This window comes from Streptomyces sp. NPDC007084 (assembly GCF_040703595.1).
GTDB lineage: Bacteria > Actinomycetota > Actinomycetes > Streptomycetales > Streptomycetaceae > Streptomyces.
Genome location: NZ_JBEYFY010000047.1, coordinates 22584 through 43611, shown reverse-complemented (window position 1 = coordinate 43611; position 21028 = coordinate 22584). Strand labels below are relative to the sequence as shown.

The window sequence follows — 21028 nt, the reverse complement described above, 5'->3', positions numbered from 1 at the left end:
GTCGGCCACGCGCCCGCGCCGTCGGCTACCCGGCTACCCGCCCGCCGTGTCCACGAGCGTGGTCAGCGCGGCGACCAGCCGGGCGAAGCCGGGGAGCAGCCGGCCGCCCGGCTCGCTCATGTACGTGTCCCGGCGGATCTCCACCATCAGTGTCGTGACCGCCGGTTCCCGCTCGTGGTGGCGCAGTGGCACGTACGCCCCGGAGAAGGGGCTGTCGACGCCCACGCCGCCGAGGCCCGCGAAGGCCTTCTCCGCGAGCGCGACCAGTTCGGGCGGGGTGTGGAAGGAGTCGGTCCCCAGGCAGACCGCCGGACGGGGGCCGTCGCCGTGCAGCTCGTAGGGGAGCCGGGCGGTCGGATAGGAGTGGATGTCGATGACGACGGCCCGCCCGGTGGCGGCGAGCCGGTCCGAGACGGCGTCGGTCATCGCCTGCGCGTAGGGGTGGAAGTAGCGGTCGAGCAGCGGTCGCGGATCGGTGTCGGCGGGCCGCAGCGGCGCCCGGTGGGTGGTGCGGGTGTAGACGGCGCCCATGCCGGCCGCGAGCATCTCCTCCCGGTCGTCCGGGAAGCGTTCGGGGTCGATCACGAGCCGGGAGAGCCGGTTGACGAACCGCCACGGCGTGAGCCCGGCCCCCTCCGCCACGGCCTGGGCCAGCTCCTCGGTGTGCGCGTCGGTGATGTGGTCGAGTTCGTTCTCCAGCGCCTCGTCGCCAAGGAGTATCCCGGCGCGGACCGGCCCCGGGATATGCCGGGAGGAGTGCGGGACGTGCAGGATCACGGGCGAGTGGACCGCGCCGGGCAGCAGCTCGAAGGAGTCGGGACGGGCCGCGGAGTCGAGAGTGTCGTCCATACGGAATTCCTATCCCAGCCCGGCCGGTCCGTCGCGGGGAGGCCGGGCGGGCGCTGCCGCCGGGACCCGGGCGGGCGCTGCCGTCCGGTGCCGCCGGGACCCGGGCGGGCACTGCGGTCCGGTGCCGCCGGACCGCGGCGCGCGCTGCCGTCCGGTGCCGCCCCGCCGGAAGTCCGGCTAGCTGGTGCCCCCGTGGCGCGCGTAGTGCTCGATGAGGGCCGCCCGGGTGGTCTCCAGGCGGTGGGCCAGGATGGCGCCGATCGTCCGGGTCAGCGACAGCTCCAGCGTCGCGTCCTGGTCGAACAGGGCCCGCACCTCGGTGGCGTCGAACTCGTAGGCGCGGACCGGACTGAAGGCCTCCGCGCCGAAGTCCCAGGTGTGCGGACGGAACAGCCAGGACCAGCCCAGCAGGTCGCCCGGGCCGAGCTGGGCCACGGTGATGCGCCGGTCGGCGATGACCCGCTGGTACAGGGACACCGTCCCGGAGCGGACCACCCAGAAGCGGTCGGCCGTGCCGCCGGCCTCGAAGATCGGCCCGTCGGCGGGGAAGGAGACCTCGTGGGCCACCCCCATGAGCCGTTCGCGGTGCTCGGGGGAGAGGGCGGGCAGGAGCCGGAGAGCAGTGGGCATCGCGGACCTCCATCGGGCCGCCGCGAGACCGCGGGGGGCGGCGGCACCTGTCGTTCCGGTGGTATCCCGTCACCCTCCATTGGAGCCCGAACGGAGTAATCCGTCTCGTCGTGGCGGGGATGGATTCCCGGCAGACGGCCGGCCCGCCGCTCGGCGGGCCGGCCGTCGCGGGTCAGCGGACCACGGTGTCCGGGCGGGTCATCCGGCGTCCCGGGAGGTCACCGTGAAGTGGGCCCCGTCCGGGTCGGTCAGGATCGCCTCCGTGGAGCCGATCCCCTGTTGGTGGGCGGTACCCCCGTGGGCGCGGGCCGCGCGGACGCAGGCCTCGACGTCGTCCACCGCGAAGTGCACCTGCCAGTGTGGCCGGACGGTGGGATCGGGGGCCGACTCGACCGCCCCGGAGTAGATCCGGGCCACCACGTCGTCGCCGCTGCGCAGGACGACCTCGTTGCCCTCGTAGTGCACCTCGCAGCCGCCGGGGGCGGCCGACGCCCAGCGCAGGACCTCCCCGTAGAAGATGGCCGCGTCGAAGGCGTCCCGGGTGTGCAGGCGCACGTACGAGGGCGCCGCGTCCCGCCAGCGCTCCCAGCCGGCCACGAGCCGGCCCTCCCAGATGCCGAAGACCGCGCCGTCCCGGTCCGCCAGCAGGGCGGCCCGGCCCGGGGGCAGCGAGATCGGGCCCACCGCCGTGGTGCCGCCGCGCTCCTGGCTGCGGGACACGGTCTCGTCCGCCGAGGCCACGGCGAAGTACGGGATCCACGCGACCGCCGTCCGCGCCACGAAGTCGACCTCCGAGACACCGGCGACCGGGATGCCGCCCGCCCGGGCGATCCGGTAGCCGTCCCCCATCCTGGTGCCCGCGGACCAGGACCAGCCGAGGACCGCCGTGTAGAAGTCCTGGGCTTCTTTCAGGTCACGGGTGGTCAGGCTGACCCAGCACGGCGCTCCGGACACGGAACCGCTGGTGACCACATCGGGGGTGAGTGTTCCATCGCTCTGCATCGAGTGACCGTCCTGACGTCTGGCCGGCAGCGGTCGCGGGGGGTGCCGCCCCGACCGTGCCCCGGACCCGGTCCTGCCGAGTCCGGACCCCGGCCCAGCCGTCGGAGGCCCTCCGTGCCGGAAGGCCTCCGACGGCGTCAGAAGCACCTGCGGATCCGCTGTCCCATCGGCTCCAGCATCTCCCGGCTCGGCGCTCCGCGCACGACGCGGGCGTCAGCCGCGCGGCCGCTCCAGGGTCAGCAGCAGGCCCTCGACGGCGCCGGGACCTATGCGGCCCTTGACGTCGGCGGAGGTGATCGCCTTGAGCGCCCAGCCGTCCTCGGCGTGCTTGTTCAGGACCTTCTCCAGCTTGCCGCTGTCCAGCGCGTCGCCGATCAGCGACTCACGGAACGTGACGACCTTGTACTCGTACGTGTGGGCGTTGCTCATGGCTGCGGGGCTCTCCTGCGTGTCGGACGGCATGATCAGGCCCAGCCAACCACCGATCGCGGCCCCGGCACAGGGACGAATCGGACCACACGCGTCACGACCAGGGACAACGGGCCGTTCCCGGTGTCGGGAGGCCCGGTCCCGGCGCGGGTGCCCGCACGGAGGCGGCCGGTTGGGCGGGTGCCGGGTTAGCGTGGGCGCACGGCGGGATCATGCGGCGGCGGACCCAGGGGTGGCGGCGATGTGCTGGAGTGCGACGGCGGATCTGGTGGCCGGTGCGGGGATCGCCGCCGTCGGGGCGGTCTGTGTGAGCCGTGTGCGCCGCCGGGCGGACCTTCCGCTCGCCGCGCTGCCGGTGCTGCTCGGCGCCCACCAGATCGTCGAGTCCCGGGTCTGGGACGCGGGCGGCGGTACGGGACCGGCCACCGTCGCCTGGGCGGTGATCGCGCTGCCCCTGCTCGCCCTGTACGTGCCGGCCGGAGTGCTGTGCGCGGCACCGCTCCGGGCCCGCCGCCGTCTGCTGCTCCCGCTGGCGTCCGGTGCCGCCACCGCCGCGGCCCTCGCCTACGCTCTCGTCGCCCACCCCGTCACGGCCGAGATCCGCGGCCACACCGTCGGGTACTCCGTCCACCTCGCCCAGCCCGAACTCGCCATCGCGGGCTATCTGTTCGCCACGGTCGGTGCGCTGCTGCTGTCCGGCGACCGCGGCCTGGTGCTGATCGGCGTGCTCATGGGAGGGGGAGCGGTGATCTGCTGGGCCCTGTGGGAGCTGGAGTTCGTCTCCACGTGGTGCGCGTTCGCGGCGGTCGGCTCGCTCGCCCTGCTCGGCTGGATCGTCTCCCGGAAACCCGCCGACCGGCGCACGCCGGTCCGCACCGGGGGAGCGGGCTGACCCCGCCCTTCGTACCGGGGGTGTGCGGGCTGCCCGCTCTCGCGCCCGCAGGCCGTCCCCGCTCCCGCAGCACGCGGGCCTCCGCTGCTCAACCCGCCCCGCTCGCGCGGGATGTGACACGCTGGGACCGGCCGGCCGGCCGTGCCGCCCCCGTGGTGGGCCGGGGCCGCCGGACGCGCGTCGGGCTGTTCGCGGTCACGGTGCGCCGGGCTATTCCCGGTCACGGTGGTGGAGTCGGTACCAGGACCGGTGGTCCTCCGTTCAGGAGGGGCCTGGTCGGGCCGGCCGCCCCGGCGCACAGTGGACGCATGAACAGCGCCCAGCAGCCGGCGACCAGGAGCCGGGTCACGCCACTGAAGTCCCTCCTGGGAGGCACCTACACCCCGGGTCGCAGCGCGGCCCGGCCCTTTCACCGGAAGACGTCGTCCGACTCCTCCCAGACCGACGGCTCGGTGAGCGCGAACTCCCGTGGAATCCGCGACGACGTCTGATACATCGCCTCGATCTCGGCCGCGTACCGCTCGGCGATCGCGTCCCGGCGCAGTTTCAGCGAAGGCGTCAGCAGCCCGTTGGCCAGGTCGAACGGCTCGGGCAGGACACGGAAGACCCGGATCGACTCGGAGCGGGAGACCGAGGTGTTGGCCGCGGCGACCGCGCGTCTGACCTCCTCCCGCAGTTCGTTCTCCTCCCGCGCGTCCCGGGCCGTGGTCTCCCGGCCGGCCCGGGACGCGCGCCAGTGCGTCACGAACTCGGGGTCCAGCGTGATGAGGGCGCCCACACAGGGGCGGTTGTCGCCCACGACGGCCGCCTGGTGGATGAGCGGATGGGCCCGCAGCCTCTCCTCCAGGGCGGCCGGGGCCACGCTCTTGCCGCCGCTGGTGATGATGATGTCCTTCTTGCGGCCGGTGATCGTCACATAGCCCTCGGCGTCGATCCGGCCGACGTCCCCGGTCGCCAGCCAGCCGTCGCGGAAGGCGGCCCGCGTCGCCTCGGGATCGCCCACGTAGCCCTGGAACACGGAGGGCCCCGAGACGAGGATCTCGCCGTCGTCGTCCACCCGGATCCGGGTGCCCGGGTGCGCGCGCCCGACCGTGCCGAACTTCTCGCGTCCCACCGGCTGGGCGGTGATCCCGCCGCCGGTCTCGGTGAGCCCGTATCCGTCGTGCACGAGGATCCCGATACCCGCGAAGAACAGGGCGAGTTCACGGTTGAGCGGGGAGCCGCCCGACGCCGCGCCGCACACCCGGCCGCCGAGGGTGCCGCGCAGCCGCCGGTAGACCGTCCGCTCGTAGAGCGAGTGCTGGAGCTTCAGATCGAGGCCGGGGCCGGGGCCGGTGCCCAGCCGCAGGCGTTCCTCGGCCAGCGCGAAGTCCCGCGCCGTGCGCGCCGCCCGCTCGAACAGGGCTCCGCGACCGGCCCGCCCGGACGCCCGGAGGAAGTTCTTGTAGATCTTCTCGAAGACGAACGGGACGGCGTACAGATAGGTCGGCCGGAAGGACAGCATCGCCTCGGACAGCGCCTCCTCCCGCAGTTCGGGCTCGTGCCCCATGAGGATGCCGCCGCGCAGACAGATCCCCTGGACCATCAGGCCGTACGCGTGCGAGAACGGCAGGAAGGCGAGGACGGCCGGCTGCTCCCCGGGCGGCGCCGCGGTGTGCCGCCACCCTTCGAGCGCGGTGTCGCAGGGGCTCGCGAGACCGCGGTGGGTGAGAGCGCAGCCCTTGGGCGGTCCGGTCGTGCCGGAGGTGTAGGCGATCACCGCGGTGGAGTCGGGCAGCACGATCCTGCGCAGCGAGTCGACGGCCGTCGGCGGTATAGCCCGTCCGCGCTCGGCCAGTTGGCGGAGCGCCCCGGCGTCCACCTGCCAGACGTGACGCAGGAAGGGCAGCGCCGCGCACGCGGAGCCGACCGTCATCACCCCCGCCTCGTCCTCGACCACCACGCCGACGCAGTGCGCGTCCTGGAGGATCCAGGCGACCTGGTCGTGCGACGACGTCGGGTAGACCGGCACGATCTCGGCGCCCACCGACCACAGGGCGTAGGCGAGGACCGTCCACTCGTAGCGGGTGCGGGACATGATGGCCACCCGGTCCCCGGGCCGGATGCCGGAACGGACGAACCCCCGTGCCACGGCGACGACTTCGTCCCACAGCTCGGCCGCCGTCACCCGCGTCCAGCCGGTCCGGCCGTCCTCGGCCCGCCGGGCGACCTGCGGAAGATCCGGGGTGTCGCGCGCCGCGGCGTAGAGGCTGTCGGCGAGTCCCCCCGGCACGGGTGCGGCCGGCGCTGGAGAAAGGTGGGACTGGTGCATTCGCCGCTCCGGAGTTCTCCCCGACAGGACCTCACCCCCGGAGGCGCCGATGTCGAGGGCTCCCGAATCTAGCCCACCCGGGCGACGGCCGGGCCCCGTTCCGGCAGCCATGTTCCCTTGAACTGTTGGCCGTTCGCCCTTTCGAGGAAGGGCCCGGGGCTGACAGACTCCGGAGGTGCCCGACTTCGACATGCTTGTCATCGGATCCGGCCCGGGCGGCCAGAAGGCTGCCATCGCGGCGGCCAAGCTCGGCCGTCGGGTCGCCGTCATCGACCGCCCCGACATGGTCGGCGGGGTCTCCATCCACACCGGAACCATCCCCTCCAAGACCCTGCGCGAGGCGGTCCTCTACCTCAGCGGCATCGGCCAGCGGGATCTGTACGGCCAGAGCTACCGGCTGAAGGAGGACATCACCGTCGCCGACCTCACCGCGCGCACCCAGCACGTGGTCAGCCGCGAGGTCGACGTCATCCGCAGCCAGCTCTCCCGCAACCACGTGGCCCTGTTCGCCGGCACCGGCCGCTTCGTGGACGACCACACCGTCGCCCTGGTCGAAGTGAACGGCAACGAAAGGCTGTTGAGCGCCGACCACATCGTCATCGCCACCGGTACGCGTCCGGCGCGGCCCGACTCCGTCGAGTTCGACGGCCGGACGATCATGGACTCGGACAACGTGCTGAACCTGGAGCAGGTGCCGCGCTCCATGGTCATCGTCGGCGCCGGGGTGATCGGCATGGAGTACGCGAGCATGTTCGCCGCCCTCGGCTCCAAGGTCACGGTGGTCGAGAAGCGCTCCGGGATGCTCGACTTCTGCGATGTCGAGGTGATCGAGTCGCTCAAGTACCACCTGCGGGATCTCGCCGTCACCTTCCGGTTCGGGGAGACCGTCGCCGCCGTCGAACTGCACGCGCGGGGCACCCTCACCGTCCTGGAGAGCGGCAAGAAGATCCCCGCAGACGCCGTGATGTACTCGGCGGGCCGGCAGGGACTCACCGACGAACTCGCCCTGGACAAGGCGGGTTTGTCGGCCGACCGGCGCGGCCGGATCACCGTCGACGAGTCCTACCGCACCGAGGTCCCGCACATCTACGCCGTCGGGGACGTCATCGGCTTCCCGGCGCTCGCGGCGACCTCGATGGAGCAGGGCCGGACGGCGGCCTACCACGCCTGCGGTGAGCCGGTGAACCGGATGCACGACCTCCAGCCGATCGGCATCTACACCATTCCGGAGATCAGCTTCATCGGCCGCACCGAGGACCAGCTCACCGAGGACCGCGTGCCCTTCGAGGTGGGCGTGTCCCGGTACCGGGAGCTGGCCCGCGGGCAGATCATCGGGGACTCGCACGGCATGCTGAAGCTGCTGGTCTCGCCCGACGACCGCAAGCTGCTCGGCGTCCACTGCTTCGGCACCGGCGCGACCGAACTCATCCACATCGGCCAGTCCGTGATGGGCTGCGGCGGCACGGTCGACTATCTGGTCGACGCGGTCTTCAACTACCCCACGCTCGCCGAGTCCTACAAGGTCGCCGCACTCGACGCCACCAACAAGATCCGCCAGATCGACCGGCTCCGGGACTGACGCTCCGTCACTGCCGTTCGCGGCCGGGGCCGATGGCGGCCACGACCGAGCGGTCCGGGAGGCTCGGAGGAGTGCCGGGCCGGACGGCCGGGCGTCAGACCAGCGGGATCGTCACCTCGTCCTCGACCGGCGGATCGATCTCCTGGTCGAGGCCGCCGGTCGCCGAGTGGCAGCGCAGACGCACCGAGGACGGGGTGACGTCCAGCCGCAGGAAGCACTTGAAGAACGGCGGACTGTACGTCGCCGAGCCCGGCGAGAAAAGTTGCGTGTACGTCTTGCGCACCGGCAGCCGGACATGCGAACCCCGGTCGGTGCGGCGGCCGGCGCCGAGGAGACCGGCGACCAGCCGGACGCGCCGGGTTACGCGGGCGGGCTCCTTCTGCGTACGGGTGGGCGGAATGCCGAGCCGCTCCGCGATCACCGCCGTCGCCTCGGCCTCCGTCAGCGTGAAGAAGCGGCGCATCCGCAGCCGGCGGCCGTACAGCCGGCTGTAGAAGGCCAGCGAGTCGCCGCGCAGCGGATAGCAGCGGAACTCCTCCTCGGTGACACCGGCGACGGAGACCGGCGGGACGGTGTGCGTGGCGTGCATGAACGCGCCGCCGCCACCGGCGACGACGTACTGGATCGTGCGCCCGCCGTCGACCCGTACCGGATACCGCTGGTAGTTGTGGATGTCGCCGCCGATCGCCGCGACGTAGTGGTGCGCCGGGTCGCGCACGACGGCGTCCACCGTGCCGCCGCCCTCGATGGCGCACGGGTGGTGCTCCCCGTCCACGTACAGCGGGGACCCGGTCACCAGGATCTTGGGCCGGTCGCCCCGCGACACCTCGCGCAGCCAGCGCCCCTGTTCGGCGTCGATGGTGCCGAGCAGGCCCGTGTCGATGCCGATGATCCGCACCGGGCCGGCGTCGATGGCCCAGTACGGGCCCGGCTGGACGGCCTGTTGGGACGGCGCGGAGCGCAACTCCCGTGCCTCGGCGAGACGTTGCTCGTCCGTCGGGCCGGGCGCGTGCCAGAGCAGGGAGCGGAACCAGGCGCGGGTCAGCGGGCGGGGCCGCGGCTCGGGTGCGAGCGGCGGCACCCCGCAGAACACCCGCATGAAGCCCTGAAGGCCCTCGTACCAGTCGTGGTTGCCCGGTATCGCGTAGATGGGCGCCGGGTAGTCCCGGTAGGGGCGGAAGAACTTCGTGCCGTAGTCGTCGGCGCTGCCCACCGGGTAGATCACGTCACTGGCGAGCACCGCGAAGTCGGTGCCCTGACTCACCTTCAGGAAGCCCGGCACGACGGCGTATTGGGGGTCGTCGCCCTCCCCGGTGTCCCCGATGACCATGAACGAGAAGTGGTCGGAGTCCGTGCGGCGCACCACGGCGTCGGCGGGCGCTCCCGCGGCCACCGCCTGTTCGACCCAGCGGCTCCGGGTCCGGCCCGTGGGGTCCCCGAACCACGAGGCGAGAACGCCGTTCCGGGCGGGCCACAGCGTCCTCGGGTCCAGCCAGGACAGCTTCTCCACCCGCGCGGGCATCAGCCCTTTGTACGTGCCGAGTCGGGAGTCCCCCCAGCCGGCGCCTGCCGCGGTGTCGCGTGAAGAGTGAGCCACCGGTGCACGGTAACAACCGCTCTGCCGCGCACCGGAGCAGGGGTCGGATCGGTCCGCTCCCTGCTCAGGCTGCGGGCTGCCAGCCGAGCGCGGGGCCCAGCCGGGTGGCGATGTCGGTGAGGATCTGCACGTAGTCCTCGTGGGCGAAGGTGAACGGCAGCGCGAACGCGACCTCGTCGATCTCCTGGAACGCGGCCTGCGCGTAGAGCCGTTCGGCGATCTCGTCGGACGTCCCGACCAGGTCCGGCGCGAACATCATGCGGGCCGGTCCCTGCGGCGTCGCCGTGCGCGGCAGCCGCTTGCGGGCGTACTCCTCGTACGTCGCCCGCTGCGCCGGGGTCGCGCTGTCCGTGGGGATCACGACCAGGCCCTGCGAGACCCGGGCCCGCTCGCCGTCCGGGTGCGCGGAGCGGAAGGCGCGCACATGCGAGAGCTGCACCTCGGCGAAGTCCTCGGACTCCTCCGCCTTCACCACGCTGCTGGTCAGGAAGTTCATCCCGTGCTCGCCCGCCCACCGCGCGGACCGCAGACTGCCCCCGCCGTACCACATGCGCCGCCCCAGGCCGGGGGAGTGCGGCTGCACCCGGTCGGAGAACACCTCGAAGCCCTCCACCCCGCTGAAGTCGGTGGCCGGCTTGCCCCGCACGAAGTCGAGCAGCCGTTCCACCCGCCCGTACCCGAAGTCCTCGGCGTCGGCCGTGTCCGGGTACAGCGCGTCCTTCACCTGCTCGTAGTGCATGGGCGGGCCGACGCTGACGCCCGGGTTGAGGCGGCCCCCGGACAGGATGTCGACGGTCGCCAGGTCCTCGGCCAGCCGCATCGGGTTCTCCCAGCCCACCGGCGTGACCGCCGTCCCCAGCTCGATGCGGCGGGTGCGCTGCGAGGCCGCCGCAAGGACGGCGACCGGCGAGGAGATGCCGTACTGGAGGTGACGGTGGCGCAGCCAGGCGCTGTCGAAGCCGAGCCGCTCGCCCAGTTCGATGATCTCCAGCGTCGACTCGTGGCCCCGGCCGGGATCGTCCCCGTCGAACAGCCCGATGGTCAGGAAGCCCAGCTTCCGCAGGGGACGTGAGGGCAGGGGCACGGGCTCCTCCAACGTTCGCGGCACGGTCTGCCGGACATCAGCGCTGACGCCGATTGTCGCAGGCGATCACCGGGGGCCGCGAGCAGGGCCGGTGCGGGGCCGGGCAGCTCACGGAGTCGCGGGACGGACGCCGGGCGGCTCACGGAGTCGCGGGACGGACGCCGCGGCCTCCCGTGGCGGACTTGCCGTAGGGACCCGCCGTAGGGGACTTGCCGAAGGGACTGCGCGGGACGCGTCGGGCGTGGGACCGTGGACGCAGGGTCTGGCCCGTCACTCCCCCCGTGGTGACGGGCCAGACCGCTGCGCCGGCCTGTCCCGCCTCCGCCGGACGGACGGAGGCGGGGTGATCGCGGGCGGCTCGACACGCGCCGCTCCCGGCGGCCGAAGTACGCGCTGCTCCCGGCGGCCGAGGCCCGCGCCGCTCCCGGCGGTCGAGGTTCGGGCCGCTCCCGGCGACGGGACTTCGGGCCGCGATCCGCAGCGGGGGCTTCACGCCGCTACGGGCAACCCCCTACTGGTACACGGGCAGCCCCCTACTGGTAGCACGGGCAACCCCCTACTGGTAGCAAGGGTTACCGCACAACGGCGCCACACCGCCCGCCCCGTTGACGCCCGCCGCGGGCCGGTCCCCGTGCGGGGCGACGGCCGGGACCCGGCTCGTCTCCCAGGGCATCGGCACCGCGACGGCCCGCGGACCGACGGCGGTGAGGGCGGCCACGGCGACGAACACCGCGGCGATCCCACGCTTGCGCACACGCATACCGAATCTCCCCGTACGACGGGTCCGGCGCCCCTCGGCGCCGTTCGCCTCGGGTCGAGCCGCCGCGGCCCTGGCTCCTTGATGGCACACGGGCCCACCGGGACGCCACACCTTTCGACCCTGCTCGAATCGTCACCGCCGTCCGGCCCCGGGCGAAGAGCCCGCGCACACGGGAGCCATGGGTGCCGGCACACGGAAAAGACACGTGACAGGAAGCCTGAACAAGCGCTTAGATAGTGCATCCGAGCGAGTCCGCGCGCTGGAGGCACCGTTGCTGTTCACATCCGTCGACGACGTCTCCGCACGCCTGGCCGAGACCGGCTATCTCGCCTCGCCCGCCGTCGCCACGACCGTCTTCCTCGCCGACCGCCTCGGCAAGCCGCTCCTCGTGGAGGGCCCCGCCGGGGTCGGCAAGACGGAACTCGCCAAGGCCGTCGCCGAGGTGGCCGGGGCCCGGCTGGTGCGCCTCCAGTGCTACGAGGGAGTGGACGAGTCCCGGGCGCTGTACGAGTGGAACCACGCCAAGCAGTTGCTGCGCATCAGCGCCGGGCGGGACGAGAGCTGGGACGAGACACGGACGGACGTCTTCAGCGAGGAGTTCCTGCTCCCGCGCCCCCTGCTGACCGCCATCCGCGGCGACGACCCCAAGGTCCTGCTGATCGACGAGACGGACAAGGCCGACGTCGAGGTCGAGGGCCTGCTCCTCGAAGTCCTCAGCGACTTCCAGGTCACCGTCCCGGAACTGGGCACGATCACCGCGACCAGCCGCCCCTTTGTGGTGCTCACCTCGAACGCGAGCCGCGAACTGTCCGAGGCGCTGCGCCGCCGCTGCCTGTTCCTCCACATCGGCTTCCCCGACGAGGAGTTGGAGCGCCGTATCGTCCGCCTCAAGGTGCCGGGCCTCGACCAGGCGCTGACGGAATCGGTGGTCCGGGTCGTGGGCGCGCTGCGGGAGATGGACCTGCGCAAGGTCCCGTCCGTGGCCGAGACCATCGACTGGGCCCGCACGCTGCTCGCGCTCGGCGCCGACACCCTGGACGAGGACGTCGTACGCGACAGCCTCGGCGTGCTTCTCAAGCACCAGGAGGACGTACTGAAGGCGTCGGCCAAGCTCGACCTGGGCGCGGTGTGAACGCCGCCGATCCGGCCTCCGGGGTCGCGGAACGGCTGACCGGACTGGTCGGCGCGCTGCGCTCGCACGGCGTGCGGATCGGCACCGGCGAGACCGTGGACGCCGCGCGGGCGGTCGAGGCGCTCGGCCTCGGCGACCGCGGCCTGCTGCGCGAGGGCCTCGCGGCCACGCTGCTGCACAACCCGGGCCAGCGGACGGTGTTCGACCCCGTCTTCGACGTGTACTTCCCCCGGGTCGTCGGGGCGCCCGACGGCACCGGTCCCGCCGACCGGGACGACCTGCGCGACCGGCTCGCCGCCGCGCTGGCCGCCGACGACCGGGCGCTCATGGCACGCCTCGCGGCGGAGGCCGTCGACGGCTTCGGCGGTTACGGCGGTTCGACGGCCACGGACGGCTGGTCGTCGTACCAGACACTCGACCGGCTCCGCCCGCAGACGCTGATGGCCCGGGTGCGCGACACGGTCCGGGCGCGGGGCGGCGCGCCGGGGTTCACCGACCGGCTGCTGGAGGACGAGATCAGGGGGCGCGTCGAGGCGTTCCGCCGGCTCGTGGCGACGGAGGCGCGGCGCCGGGTCGCCGAGCGGCGCGACCGGGACGAGATCGCCCGGCGGGCGGTGGCCACCACCGCCGACCGTGTCGACTTCCTGTTCGCGGGCCGGGACCGGCTCGCCGAACTGCGCCGGGTCGTCCAGCCGCTCGCGCGCAAACTCGCCACCCGGCTCGCCGCCCGCCGCCGCCGGGCCCGGCGCGGCACCATCGACCTGCGGCGGACCCTGCGCGGCTCGCTGTCGACGGGCGGGGTACCGATGCGTCCCGTGCTGCGCGGACGCCGTCCCGTGCGGCCCGAACTGGTGCTGCTGTGCGATGTGTCGGGCTCGGTCTCGGGGTTCTCCGACTTCACGATGCTGCTGGTCCAAGCGCTGCACGACCAGTTCAGCAAGGTGCGGGTGTTCGCCTTCGTCAACCGGATCGACGAGGTCACCGGGCTCCTCGTGCGCGGCGCCGCCGACCCGGACGGACTGAGCGCCCGTATCGGCGCCGAGGCCACGCTCACCGGCTGGCACGGCAGCAGCGACTACGGGGTTCCGTTCGGCGAGTTCGTCGAGCGCTACCCGGGCGCGGTCGGTCCCCGGACCACCGTCTTCGTGCTCGGCGACGCCCGGACCAACAACAGCGACCCGAACCTGCCCGCCGTCCGGCGGCTCACCCGCCAGGCCCGCCGCGTCTACTGGCTGAACCCCGAGGCGCGTTCGCAGTGGGGCACGGGCGACTCCGTGGCCCCGCTCTACGCCGAACTCGTGGAGATGCACGAGTGCCGCAACGCCCGGCAGCTCAGCGCGCTGATCGGCCGTCTCCTGCCCGTCTGACCCGCCCGGGCCCTTCCGCCGCGCGTCCGGACCGAACCGCCGCGCGTACAGCGGAGCGGTGCTCGGGGGGCCGGTGTCCGGCAACCGGCGCTCAGGGGGCGAGGAGTCTGCGCAGCCAGGTGACGCGGGCGGCCCGTGCGGTGCGGGAGAGCGCGGTGTGCGGGGCGAAGGAGTCGAAGCCGTGGAAGCCGCCGGGCCACACGTGCAGTTCGGCGACCCCGCCGGCCTGCCAGATCCGGGACGCGTAGTCGACCACCTCGTCCCGGAAGGTCTCCGCCGACCCGACGTCGAGGAAGGCGGGGGGCAGCCCGGAGAGGTCGGTGGCGCGGGCGGGCGCCGCGTAGGCGGGGACGTCGGGTCCGCCGCGCGCGTCGCCCAGCACGGCGGTCCAGGCGGTCTCGTTGGCGGTACGGTCCCAGGCGCCGACGCCCGCCATCTGGTGCGCGGACGGGGTGTCGTTGCGGTCGTCGAGCATCGGGTACATCAGCACCTGGCCGACCGGCCGCGGGCCCCCGCGGTCCCGGGTGAGCAGGGCGAGGGCCGCGGTCAGGCCGCCGCCCGCGCTGGCGCCCGCGACGACGATCCGCTCCGGGTCCCCGCCGAACTCCGCCGCGTGCCCGGCCGTCCACAGCAGCCCGGCGTAGACGTCCTCCACGCCCGCCGGGTACGGATGCTCGGGCGCGAGCCGGTACTCCACGGACACCACGACAGCGTCCAGCTCCTTCGCCCACTCCAGGACGATCTCCACCCCCGCCCGGTTGTTGCCGAGGATCATGCCGCCGCCGTGGACGTGGTAGATCACGGGACGCGGCCCGTCCCGCGGCGGCTCGGCGGGGGTGATCACGAACAGCGAGACGTCGGGAGCGCCTTCGGGCCCCGGCGCCGTCCGGTCCGTGGTCACGAAGGCGCCGTCCTGCGTGAGGTCGTACGCGGAAACCGCCGGCTCGGGACCGGCGCGCAGGGCGGCGACGTCCTCCAGGCTCAGCCCGGACGGCGTCGACGGGCCGACCGCGGCGAGAGCGGCGGCCAGTTCGGGGTCGAAGGGGGGCGGTACCAGCAGCATGACGTCTCCTCGCGCCGAGCCCGGCGGCTCGTTCGACCATGATCGGCGCCCCGCCCCCGGACCGGGAGCCGCCGCGTGGCGGAACCTGCCCCCGAAGCCGCCGCCCATGCGCCCCGCCGCCCATGCGCGCCCCGGTGTCCTCTGAGCGCCCCCCGGTGTCCTCCCCGCGCGGCGAGGGCGTCGGTGGCCGTCAGCGCGGCGCCAGCACGATGCGCTGCCCGGGGGCGGTCGGGGTGCTCCAGGCGCGCTCGACCTCGGAGAGGGGCAGGACGAGCGGGTCGACGGCGAAGCTGCCGGACGCGATCTCCGCGGCGAGCGAGGGGAGTTCGGCGACGATCCCGGCGGTGGTGACCGAGCCCTGGCCGCTGCCCATGATCCGCAGGTCGGCGGCGCGCAGCAGGAAGGACGGCAGACTGATCTCCGCGCCGGCCATGGAGCCGATCTGGATCCAGCTCAGCGTCCTGCCGCGCTCCGCGCGGGCGGTCAGGAGGGCGGGCATGGCCTGTTCGGCGGCCGGTCCCCACAGGTAGTCGATGACGACGTCCACGTCGGCGGCGCCGGCGGCGAGCCGGTCGGCGACCTCCTTGGGCTCGCCCACCAGGGAGACCGTCTCGTCCGCGCCGAGGCGGGACACCAGGCCGAGCCGCTCGCCGTCGCGTCCGGCGGCGACGACCCGGCCCGCGCCGAGGTGCCGGGCGATCTGGACGGCGAGCTGTCCGGCGTTGCCGGTCGCGCCCAGCACCAGCACGCCGGCGCCCGGCTGGAGGGCGACGCGGCGGCGCAGGGCGACCCAGGACGACATGGCGGGGTTCATCGCGGCGGCCACGGCGACCGGGTCGGTGCCGTCCGGCAGGGTGATGGAGCGGCGGCGGTCGACGACGGCCCGCTCGGCCATGGTGCCGGGCGCGCCGTCCGCGGCGACGAAGTAGAGCAGCTCCCCCTCCGCCGTACGGCCGACGCCGTCCACGCCCGGGACGAGGGGCAGGACACCGTCGGAGGTGTAGTGGGAGCCGTCGGCGGCGGAGCGGACGCGGGGGTGGAGCCCGGCCGCGAGGACGTCGACCAGCACCTCGTGCTCCCCGTGGGGCTCGGGGGTGCCGACGACGTCGAAGCGGGGCGGGGTGTCGAACGAGTGGACGACTGCGGCGCGCATGGGAGGCCTTTCGCCAGTTGGTTTGTGTCACGTACTACTTCGACAGTAGTTTGTGGCGCGTACCACGTCAAGGTAGTTTGGGTCGCGTACCAAGTCGGGTGGTCCGGGGCACCGGCCCGCCGGGAGCGGCCGGCGGGAGCGGGATGACGTTCGACGGGACCGAGGAGGGCCGGATGGCCGAGGGGCGCGCGGAGACCGAGGAGCGGCGGGACGCCGTGGACGCCCTGGTCCAGTTGTCGTTCCTGGTGCAGGGCGTGCTCGCGCGCATGGCAGCCGAGCACGACCTCTCGCTGATCCAGGTCCGGCTGCTCGGCATCCTGCGCGACCGCCGGCCCGGCATGCTCGAACTCGCCCGGAGCCTCGGCCTGGACAAGTCCTCGATGACCGGACTGGTCTCCCGCGCGGAGAAGCGCGGTCTGGTCCGGCGGACCCCGTCACCCGACGACGGCCGCGCCGTCCTGGTCGGACTGACGGAGGCGGGCCGGGAACTCACGGCCCGCTGCACCGCCGAGATGGACCGCGAGGTCGCCGCTCTCACGGCGTCGCTCACCGCCGCCGAGCGCGCCCGGCTCACCGCCCTGGCCGGGAAGATCCTGGGCAACACCCCGGTCGCCGGGGCGGGTTGAGGCGAACGCCGGGGCTAGTTGAGACGAATGTCAGGGCGGGTTGAGACGAACGCCGGCCCGCCCCGGCGACGCCCGGAGGCGGCACCGCGACGGACCGGCGTGAAGCAGGGCACCGATCCTCTGGTCAGCCCTCGATGCGGTGAGTCGTCCAGAAGGACGTCAGATCCGTGGTCGTGGCGGCCTGCGCCGCCGCCTTGAACTCGGCAGTGGTCGACACGCCGTACCAGTGCGATGTGGCGTAGTCCTTCAGGAGCTTGGCCATGGCGGTGTCACCGAGTACGCGCCGCAGGTCGTGCAGGGCGCACTTGCCGTAGCCGTAGACGACGGTGGAGTAGCGGGAGGAGTGCGCGTCCCAGTACGCCATCGAGTTGGTGATCTTCTCCGCCGATGAGGCCCAGGACACGCTGTTCCAGCAGTTCGCCCCGGTCTTGTTCTGCGCGAGGTCGGTCGCGTAGTCCGTGAACGACTCGTCCAGCCAGGGGTTGTTGTACTCGTCGTCGCCGACGATCCCGTAGAACCACTGGTGGGCGATCTCGTGCGTCAGCGCCGTGGTGCTCACCAGGTCGAGGACGAACCCGGGGTACTCCATGCCGCCGAACCAGAAGTTGTTGTCGATCACCGCGTCCAGCTCGCCGTACGGGTAGGCCCCGAAGCGCGCGGCATGGGCGTCCACGGCGGACTTGGCCGTGGTCAGCATCGACTGGGCGTTGGCGGAGCTGATGCCCGACACGGAGTAGACGTTCACGGTCGTGCCGGCCGGGGAGGTGCCGGAGATCTTGCTGAACGGGCCCGCCGCCCAGGCGAAGTCGCGCACCTTGGACGCGGTCGCCGTGGTGACGGTACGGCCGCTGGAGCCGGGGGTGTCGACCGAGGTGCCGGTGGCCGGGACGAGCAGGCTCGTCGGGTGGTCCAGGGTGACCTTGAAGTCGGCGGCCAGCGAGTAGAAGGACTCGCCGTTGTTGGTGTACGGGTCCAGGTGCCAGCCCGCCGCGTCCTTCACCGCGAGCACCGGCAGCGCGTTGCCGATGAAGCTGAACGCGCCGTCGTAGCCGAAGCGGTCGGCGCCGCTCGGCACGGTGATCCCCAGGTCGAAGCCGATCGTGGTGCTCTGCCCCTGGGCCAGCGGCGAGGCCAGCGTGATCTTGAGGGCGGTGCAGGCGACCGACAGGGCGCCCGCGGTGCCCCCGGTGACGTTGCTGACGGTGATCGGCGGCGCCGAGCACGTGCCGTGGTAGTTGTCCCACAGCCTCAGGTACACCTCGCCGAGCGCGGTGGCGGAGGCGTTGGTGAAGGTCGCGCTCTCGTGACCGGTCCAGACGGTGCCGGCGGTGTTGCTGCTCAGGCTGACCGTGTACGCGGGGGCCGCCGGGGTGCGGGTTCCGTCGGCCGGCGGAGCCGTGTCACCCGAGGTGTTAAGGGCGATGTCGTCCAGGACGAAGCTGGTCTGGAGACTGGAGTCCTCGGTGCCGGTGAAGGCGACGGTCACCGTCTGCCCGGCGAACGCCGACACGTCGAACGACTTCTGGGCGTACCCGGAGGCCTTGTTGAGGTTGGAGTACGTGGCCAGCGTGGTGCTGCCGATCTTGGCGGTGAGCTTGTCGTACGCGGTGGACGAGGTGGTCTCGGCCGTGTCGATGTGCAGCCAGAAGGTCAGGCTGGCGCTGCTGCACCCGGCCGGGATCGTCACGCTCTGCGAGAGCGTGTCGGTGCGGGTGCCGCCGGTGCCGTCGAGCCAGGCGAAGCTGCCGCCGCCGTGCGCGGTCTGCCCGGAGCGGCTGGTGATCACGCTGGACGAGGACTGCGTCCAGGGTGAAGTGCCGCTCTCGAAGCCGCCGTTGGCGACCACCTGGGCCGGGGTGCAGGCGGCTGCCGCCGCCGGTGCCGTGTGCGGGGCGGCCGCCACGGGCGTACTGGGGAGGAAGGCGGCGGCCAGGGCGGCGACGGCGAGGACGCGTGCCGCGATGGCCTTGCGGGGGGTTGGTCTCACACGAAACTCCTTTGAGGCGGCCGGATTCCGGCCTGCTCGGTGGCCGCCCGCGACGACTGGGGTGCGTCGGGTGGACGGCCGCGGGCCGCGCGCGGGTGCGCGCGATCGCTTGGTGAGATGTCCGTCCCGTCGGCCTGGGGTCAGGACGGCGGGCTCCCGGAAGCGTGGCAGATTTGACCAAGACATGCCATCAAAGGGAGGGAAAGGAGGCGGTTCGGTGAAACGCGCGGCGGCACGGGCCCGCCCGGAGTTCAGGACTCCGGCTCGCTCAGCGCCGGAGTCAACCGGGCCCAGGGATTGGGGAGTTCGCCCGTGACCGGGCCCGCGACCGCAGCTCCCCGGTCGCGGGCGGTGCGCACGGCGAGCGGGACCAGCGCCTCGGGCACGCCGTAGACGAGATGGCAGAACCGCTCGGACGGATACCGTGCCGTCCACTCCGGCCGGGTGAACGCCGAGACGTACGTGGACCAGTGGCCCTCGAACGTGACGAGCAGATCCGCGAGGCGCGCGTATCCCGGCGCGGGATGCACCCCCGGATTCAGCACCACCGGAGCGGCGCCCAGCCCGCGCACGCTCCGCACCAGCCGCTTGAAGACGGGCAGCGCCTCGGGCGTGGCCGCCACCCGGTCCAGGAAACAGCCCTCGGCGCCGTACCAGTCGCGGTGCCGCAGGACCTCGTCCGCCACCTCGTCCGGATCGCGCGCCCCGTAGTCGGTGTCGACATAGCCGAGCAGCCGGGCACCCGCCGCCCGCAGCGCGCCGGTCGCGGCCGTGAACGCCGGATCGGGGACCGCGCCGGGCCCGTCGGCCGGATTGACGACGACACCGTACGTCCGGCCGGCGCGGGTGATCAGCCGGTGCCAGGCGCCCGGGTCCTCGCTCGGATGCACATACAGCGGGATCAGCAGGCTCATCGCACCGGTTCGCCTTCGAACTGCCCGGCCGCGGCGGCCGTCGACACGGCCTCCCACAGCGCGGTCAGCGAGTCGTCGAGGGTCAACGTCGGCCGCCAGCCCAGGGATTCACCGGCGGCGGTGATGTCGGAGCACTGCCAGGACACCGCGCCCGACCGCTCGGAGCCGCCGCCGCTCTCCTCGATCCGCCCCCGGAACCCGGCCGCCCGGGCCAGCCCGTCCACCACCTCGCGCACCGGAACGGCCCTGCCCGCACCGATGTTGAGGATCCGGGGCAGCGGCCCGGGCGCCTTCGCGGCGGCCACCGCCGCCCGCGCCACATCGCGTACGTCCACGAAGTCGCGGTACGCCGACAGGTCACCCAGGCGGATCACCGCGTCCCGGTCCGCGCCGGCCGCCCGCAGCAGCCCCGCGATCCGGCCGGGCAGTCCGGCCGAAGGCGCGCCGGGCCCCACCGGGTTGCCCACCCGCAGCACGACCGCGTCGAGCCCGGACGTGGCGACGGTGACCGTACCGGCGAGCTTGGTGGCCCCATAGGGGCCGACGGGACGGGTCGGCGCCGACTCCGTGACGGCGCTCCCGCGCGCACCGGGGCCGTACTCGGCGGCCGACCCCAGATGGACGAGCCGGGCGGACGGCACCGCCTCGCGCAGCGCCGCGCAGAGCACGGCGGGACCACGGGAGTTGACCTCCGCGAGGGTCACGGGGTCACCGCCGGTCGATCCGGCACAGTTGATCACGGCGTCGGGTGCCGCCTCGGCCAGCGCCGTCGCCAGCCGCTCGTGGCCGTCGGTGGCGAGGTCGACGCGGAACTCCGCGCCGGGCGAACGGCCGGCGCCGAACACCCGCACGCCCGGCAGGGCGCGCAGGTGTCCGGCGACATGGCCGCCCAGATAGCCGGTGGGGCCCAGGACGAGAATGCGCATACGGCGGTCAGGCTCCCTTGAGCAGCATCGACTTGCGGGTGGTGAACTCGGCGTTCGCCCGGTCGTAGTCGTCCGGGCGGCCGATGTCGAGCCAGTACCCGTCGAACTCGTAGGCGTGCGGCTCGTTCCGGCTCCGCAGCAGGTCGAGGACCAGCTCGTCGAAGCCCAGCGGCAGCCCCGGGGTGTAGCCGTCGAGCGTGGACCGGGACAGACCGTACACGCCCATCGAGACGCGGTAGTCCATGCTCGGCTTCTCCGTGAACGCCACCACCTTGCTGTCGGCGGTGGTCAGCACACCGAAGTCGATGTGCACCTTGCGCGCGTACGTGGCGATGGTCAGCGGCGCCCCCGAACCCCGGTGCCGGACGAGGACGTCGGCGAAGTCGAGGTCGGTGAGCACGTCGCCGTTCATCACGAGGAACGACTCGGGCAGCCGCTCGCGCATGGTGAGCAGCGGGCCCATGGTGCCGAGCGGGGACTCCTCCGTGGCGTAGTCGACGGCCAGGCCCCACTGGGAGCCGTCACCGACGTAGGCGCGGATGATCTCGCCGAGATGGCCTATCGCGATGGTGCAGCCGGTGAACCCGGCCGTGGCGAGCTGGCGCAGCACGATCTCCAGGATCGCGTGCTGGTCTCCGATGGGCACGAGCGGCTTGGGCAGCGCTGTCGTGTAGGGCCGCAGCCGAACGCCCTTGCCTCCCGCGAGAATCACTGCGTGCACGGGGCT

At 73.3% G+C, this 21028-nt stretch carries 19 protein-coding genes; 5 read left to right on the top strand and 14 right to left on the bottom strand.

Annotated features, from left to right (window positions below; translation table 11 throughout):
- Nucleotides 1-33 precede the first annotated feature (33 nt).
- From AB0912_RS27870 to AB0912_RS27855, 4 genes are all read right to left on the bottom strand, one after another.
- Nucleotides 34-849: an N-formylglutamate amidohydrolase gene (locus tag AB0912_RS27870; RefSeq protein WP_366704501.1), complete on the bottom strand. Its 816-nt coding sequence runs from the start codon at nt 847-849 to the stop codon at nt 34-36.
- A gap of 177 nt (nt 850-1026) precedes the next feature.
- Nucleotides 1027-1479, bottom strand: coding sequence for a cyclic nucleotide-binding domain-containing protein (locus AB0912_RS27865; RefSeq protein WP_366704499.1), 453 nt, complete (start codon nt 1477-1479; stop codon nt 1027-1029).
- A gap of 198 nt (nt 1480-1677) precedes the next feature.
- Nucleotides 1678-2481 (bottom strand): VOC family protein, encoded by an 804-nt coding sequence (locus AB0912_RS27860; protein WP_366704497.1) that lies wholly within the window; start codon nt 2479-2481, stop codon nt 1678-1680.
- 213 nt (nt 2482-2694) lie between these two features.
- On the bottom strand, nt 2695-2910 hold the full coding sequence (locus AB0912_RS27855; RefSeq protein WP_366704495.1) for a DUF4177 domain-containing protein: 216 nt from the start codon (nt 2908-2910) through the stop codon (nt 2695-2697).
- Between the two features lie 241 nt (nt 2911-3151).
- Between AB0912_RS27855 and AB0912_RS27850 the strand changes: the two genes are divergently transcribed.
- The gene (locus tag AB0912_RS27850) at nt 3152-3802 is read left to right on the top strand and encodes a DUF6629 family protein (protein ID WP_366704493.1); all 651 of its coding nucleotides are present in this window, start codon (nt 3152-3154) and stop codon (nt 3800-3802) included.
- 409 nt (nt 3803-4211) lie between these two features.
- On the opposite strand, the gene AB0912_RS27845 is transcribed toward AB0912_RS27850, so the two are convergent.
- Nucleotides 4212-6113 carry an AMP-dependent synthetase/ligase gene (locus AB0912_RS27845; protein ID WP_366704491.1) on the bottom strand — a complete coding sequence of 634 codons (1902 nt, stop codon included), beginning with the start codon at nt 6111-6113 and terminating at the stop codon, nt 4212-4214.
- A 175-nt stretch (nt 6114-6288) separates the two neighbouring features.
- On the opposite strand from AB0912_RS27845, the gene sthA reads away from it, so the two are divergent.
- The gene (sthA, locus tag AB0912_RS27840) at nt 6289-7692 is read left to right on the top strand and encodes a Si-specific NAD(P)(+) transhydrogenase (protein ID WP_366704489.1); all 1404 of its coding nucleotides are present in this window, start codon (nt 6289-6291) and stop codon (nt 7690-7692) included.
- 94 nt (nt 7693-7786) lie between these two features.
- Here sthA and AB0912_RS27835 read toward each other — a convergent pair whose 3' ends face one another.
- The 3 genes from AB0912_RS27835 to AB0912_RS27825 form a co-directional block, all read right to left on the bottom strand.
- Entirely contained in the window at nt 7787-9289 is a 1503-nt protein-coding gene (locus AB0912_RS27835) for a metallophosphoesterase (protein WP_366704487.1), read from the bottom strand.
- 64 nt (nt 9290-9353) lie between these two features.
- Nucleotides 9354-10373, bottom strand: a complete 1020-nt coding sequence (locus AB0912_RS27830; protein WP_366704485.1) for an LLM class flavin-dependent oxidoreductase — start codon at nt 10371-10373, stop codon at nt 9354-9356.
- Nucleotides 10374-10929: 556 nt separating this feature from the next.
- Nucleotides 10930-11133 carry a hypothetical protein gene (locus AB0912_RS27825; protein ID WP_366704483.1) on the bottom strand — a complete coding sequence of 68 codons (204 nt, stop codon included), beginning with the start codon at nt 11131-11133 and terminating at the stop codon, nt 10930-10932.
- 274 nt (nt 11134-11407) lie between these two features.
- Between AB0912_RS27825 and AB0912_RS27820 the strand changes: the two genes are divergently transcribed.
- Nucleotides 11408-12265, top strand: coding sequence for a MoxR family ATPase (locus AB0912_RS27820; RefSeq protein ID WP_366704515.1), 858 nt, complete (start codon nt 11408-11410; stop codon nt 12263-12265).
- Nucleotides 12262-13632: a VWA domain-containing protein gene (locus AB0912_RS27815; protein ID WP_366704481.1), complete on the top strand. Its 1371-nt coding sequence runs from the start codon at nt 12262-12264 to the stop codon at nt 13630-13632. The genes AB0912_RS27820 and AB0912_RS27815 overlap by 4 nt, the downstream gene beginning before the upstream one ends.
- A gap of 91 nt (nt 13633-13723) precedes the next feature.
- On the opposite strand, the gene AB0912_RS27810 is transcribed toward AB0912_RS27815, so the two are convergent.
- Nucleotides 13724-14695: an alpha/beta hydrolase gene (locus tag AB0912_RS27810; RefSeq protein WP_366704479.1), complete on the bottom strand. Its 972-nt coding sequence runs from the start codon at nt 14693-14695 to the stop codon at nt 13724-13726.
- 190 nt (nt 14696-14885) lie between these two features.
- Nucleotides 14886-15848 carry a zinc-binding alcohol dehydrogenase family protein gene (locus tag AB0912_RS27805; protein ID WP_366704477.1) on the bottom strand — a complete coding sequence of 321 codons (963 nt, stop codon included), beginning with the start codon at nt 15846-15848 and terminating at the stop codon, nt 14886-14888.
- Nucleotides 15849-16021: 173 nt separating this feature from the next.
- Here AB0912_RS27805 and AB0912_RS27800 point away from each other — a divergent pair, with 173 nt between their 5' ends.
- Complete coding sequence (locus AB0912_RS27800; protein WP_366704513.1) at nt 16022-16474, top strand: MarR family transcriptional regulator; 453 nt, start codon at nt 16022-16024, stop codon at nt 16472-16474.
- A gap of 124 nt (nt 16475-16598) precedes the next feature.
- Here AB0912_RS27800 and AB0912_RS27795 read toward each other — a convergent pair whose 3' ends face one another.
- The 4 genes from AB0912_RS27795 to AB0912_RS27780 all read right to left on the bottom strand — a co-directional run bounded on the left by AB0912_RS27795 (nt 16599) and on the right by AB0912_RS27780 (nt 21022).
- Nucleotides 16599-18461, bottom strand: coding sequence for a M1 family aminopeptidase (locus tag AB0912_RS27795; RefSeq protein ID WP_366704475.1), 1863 nt, complete (start codon nt 18459-18461; stop codon nt 16599-16601).
- A 251-nt stretch (nt 18462-18712) separates the two neighbouring features.
- Nucleotides 18713-19375, bottom strand: coding sequence for a spherulation-specific family 4 protein (locus AB0912_RS27790; RefSeq protein ID WP_366704473.1), 663 nt, complete (start codon nt 19373-19375; stop codon nt 18713-18715).
- A complete protein-coding gene (locus tag AB0912_RS27785) occupies nt 19372-20301 on the bottom strand; it encodes an NAD(P)-dependent oxidoreductase (protein WP_366704471.1) in 930 nt (309 codons plus the stop codon). The genes AB0912_RS27790 and AB0912_RS27785 overlap by 4 nt, the downstream gene beginning before the upstream one ends.
- A 7-nt stretch (nt 20302-20308) precedes the next feature.
- Nucleotides 20309-21022, bottom strand: coding sequence for a sugar phosphate nucleotidyltransferase (locus AB0912_RS27780; RefSeq protein WP_366704469.1), 714 nt, complete (start codon nt 21020-21022; stop codon nt 20309-20311).
- Nucleotides 21023-21028: the final 6 nt, after the last annotated feature.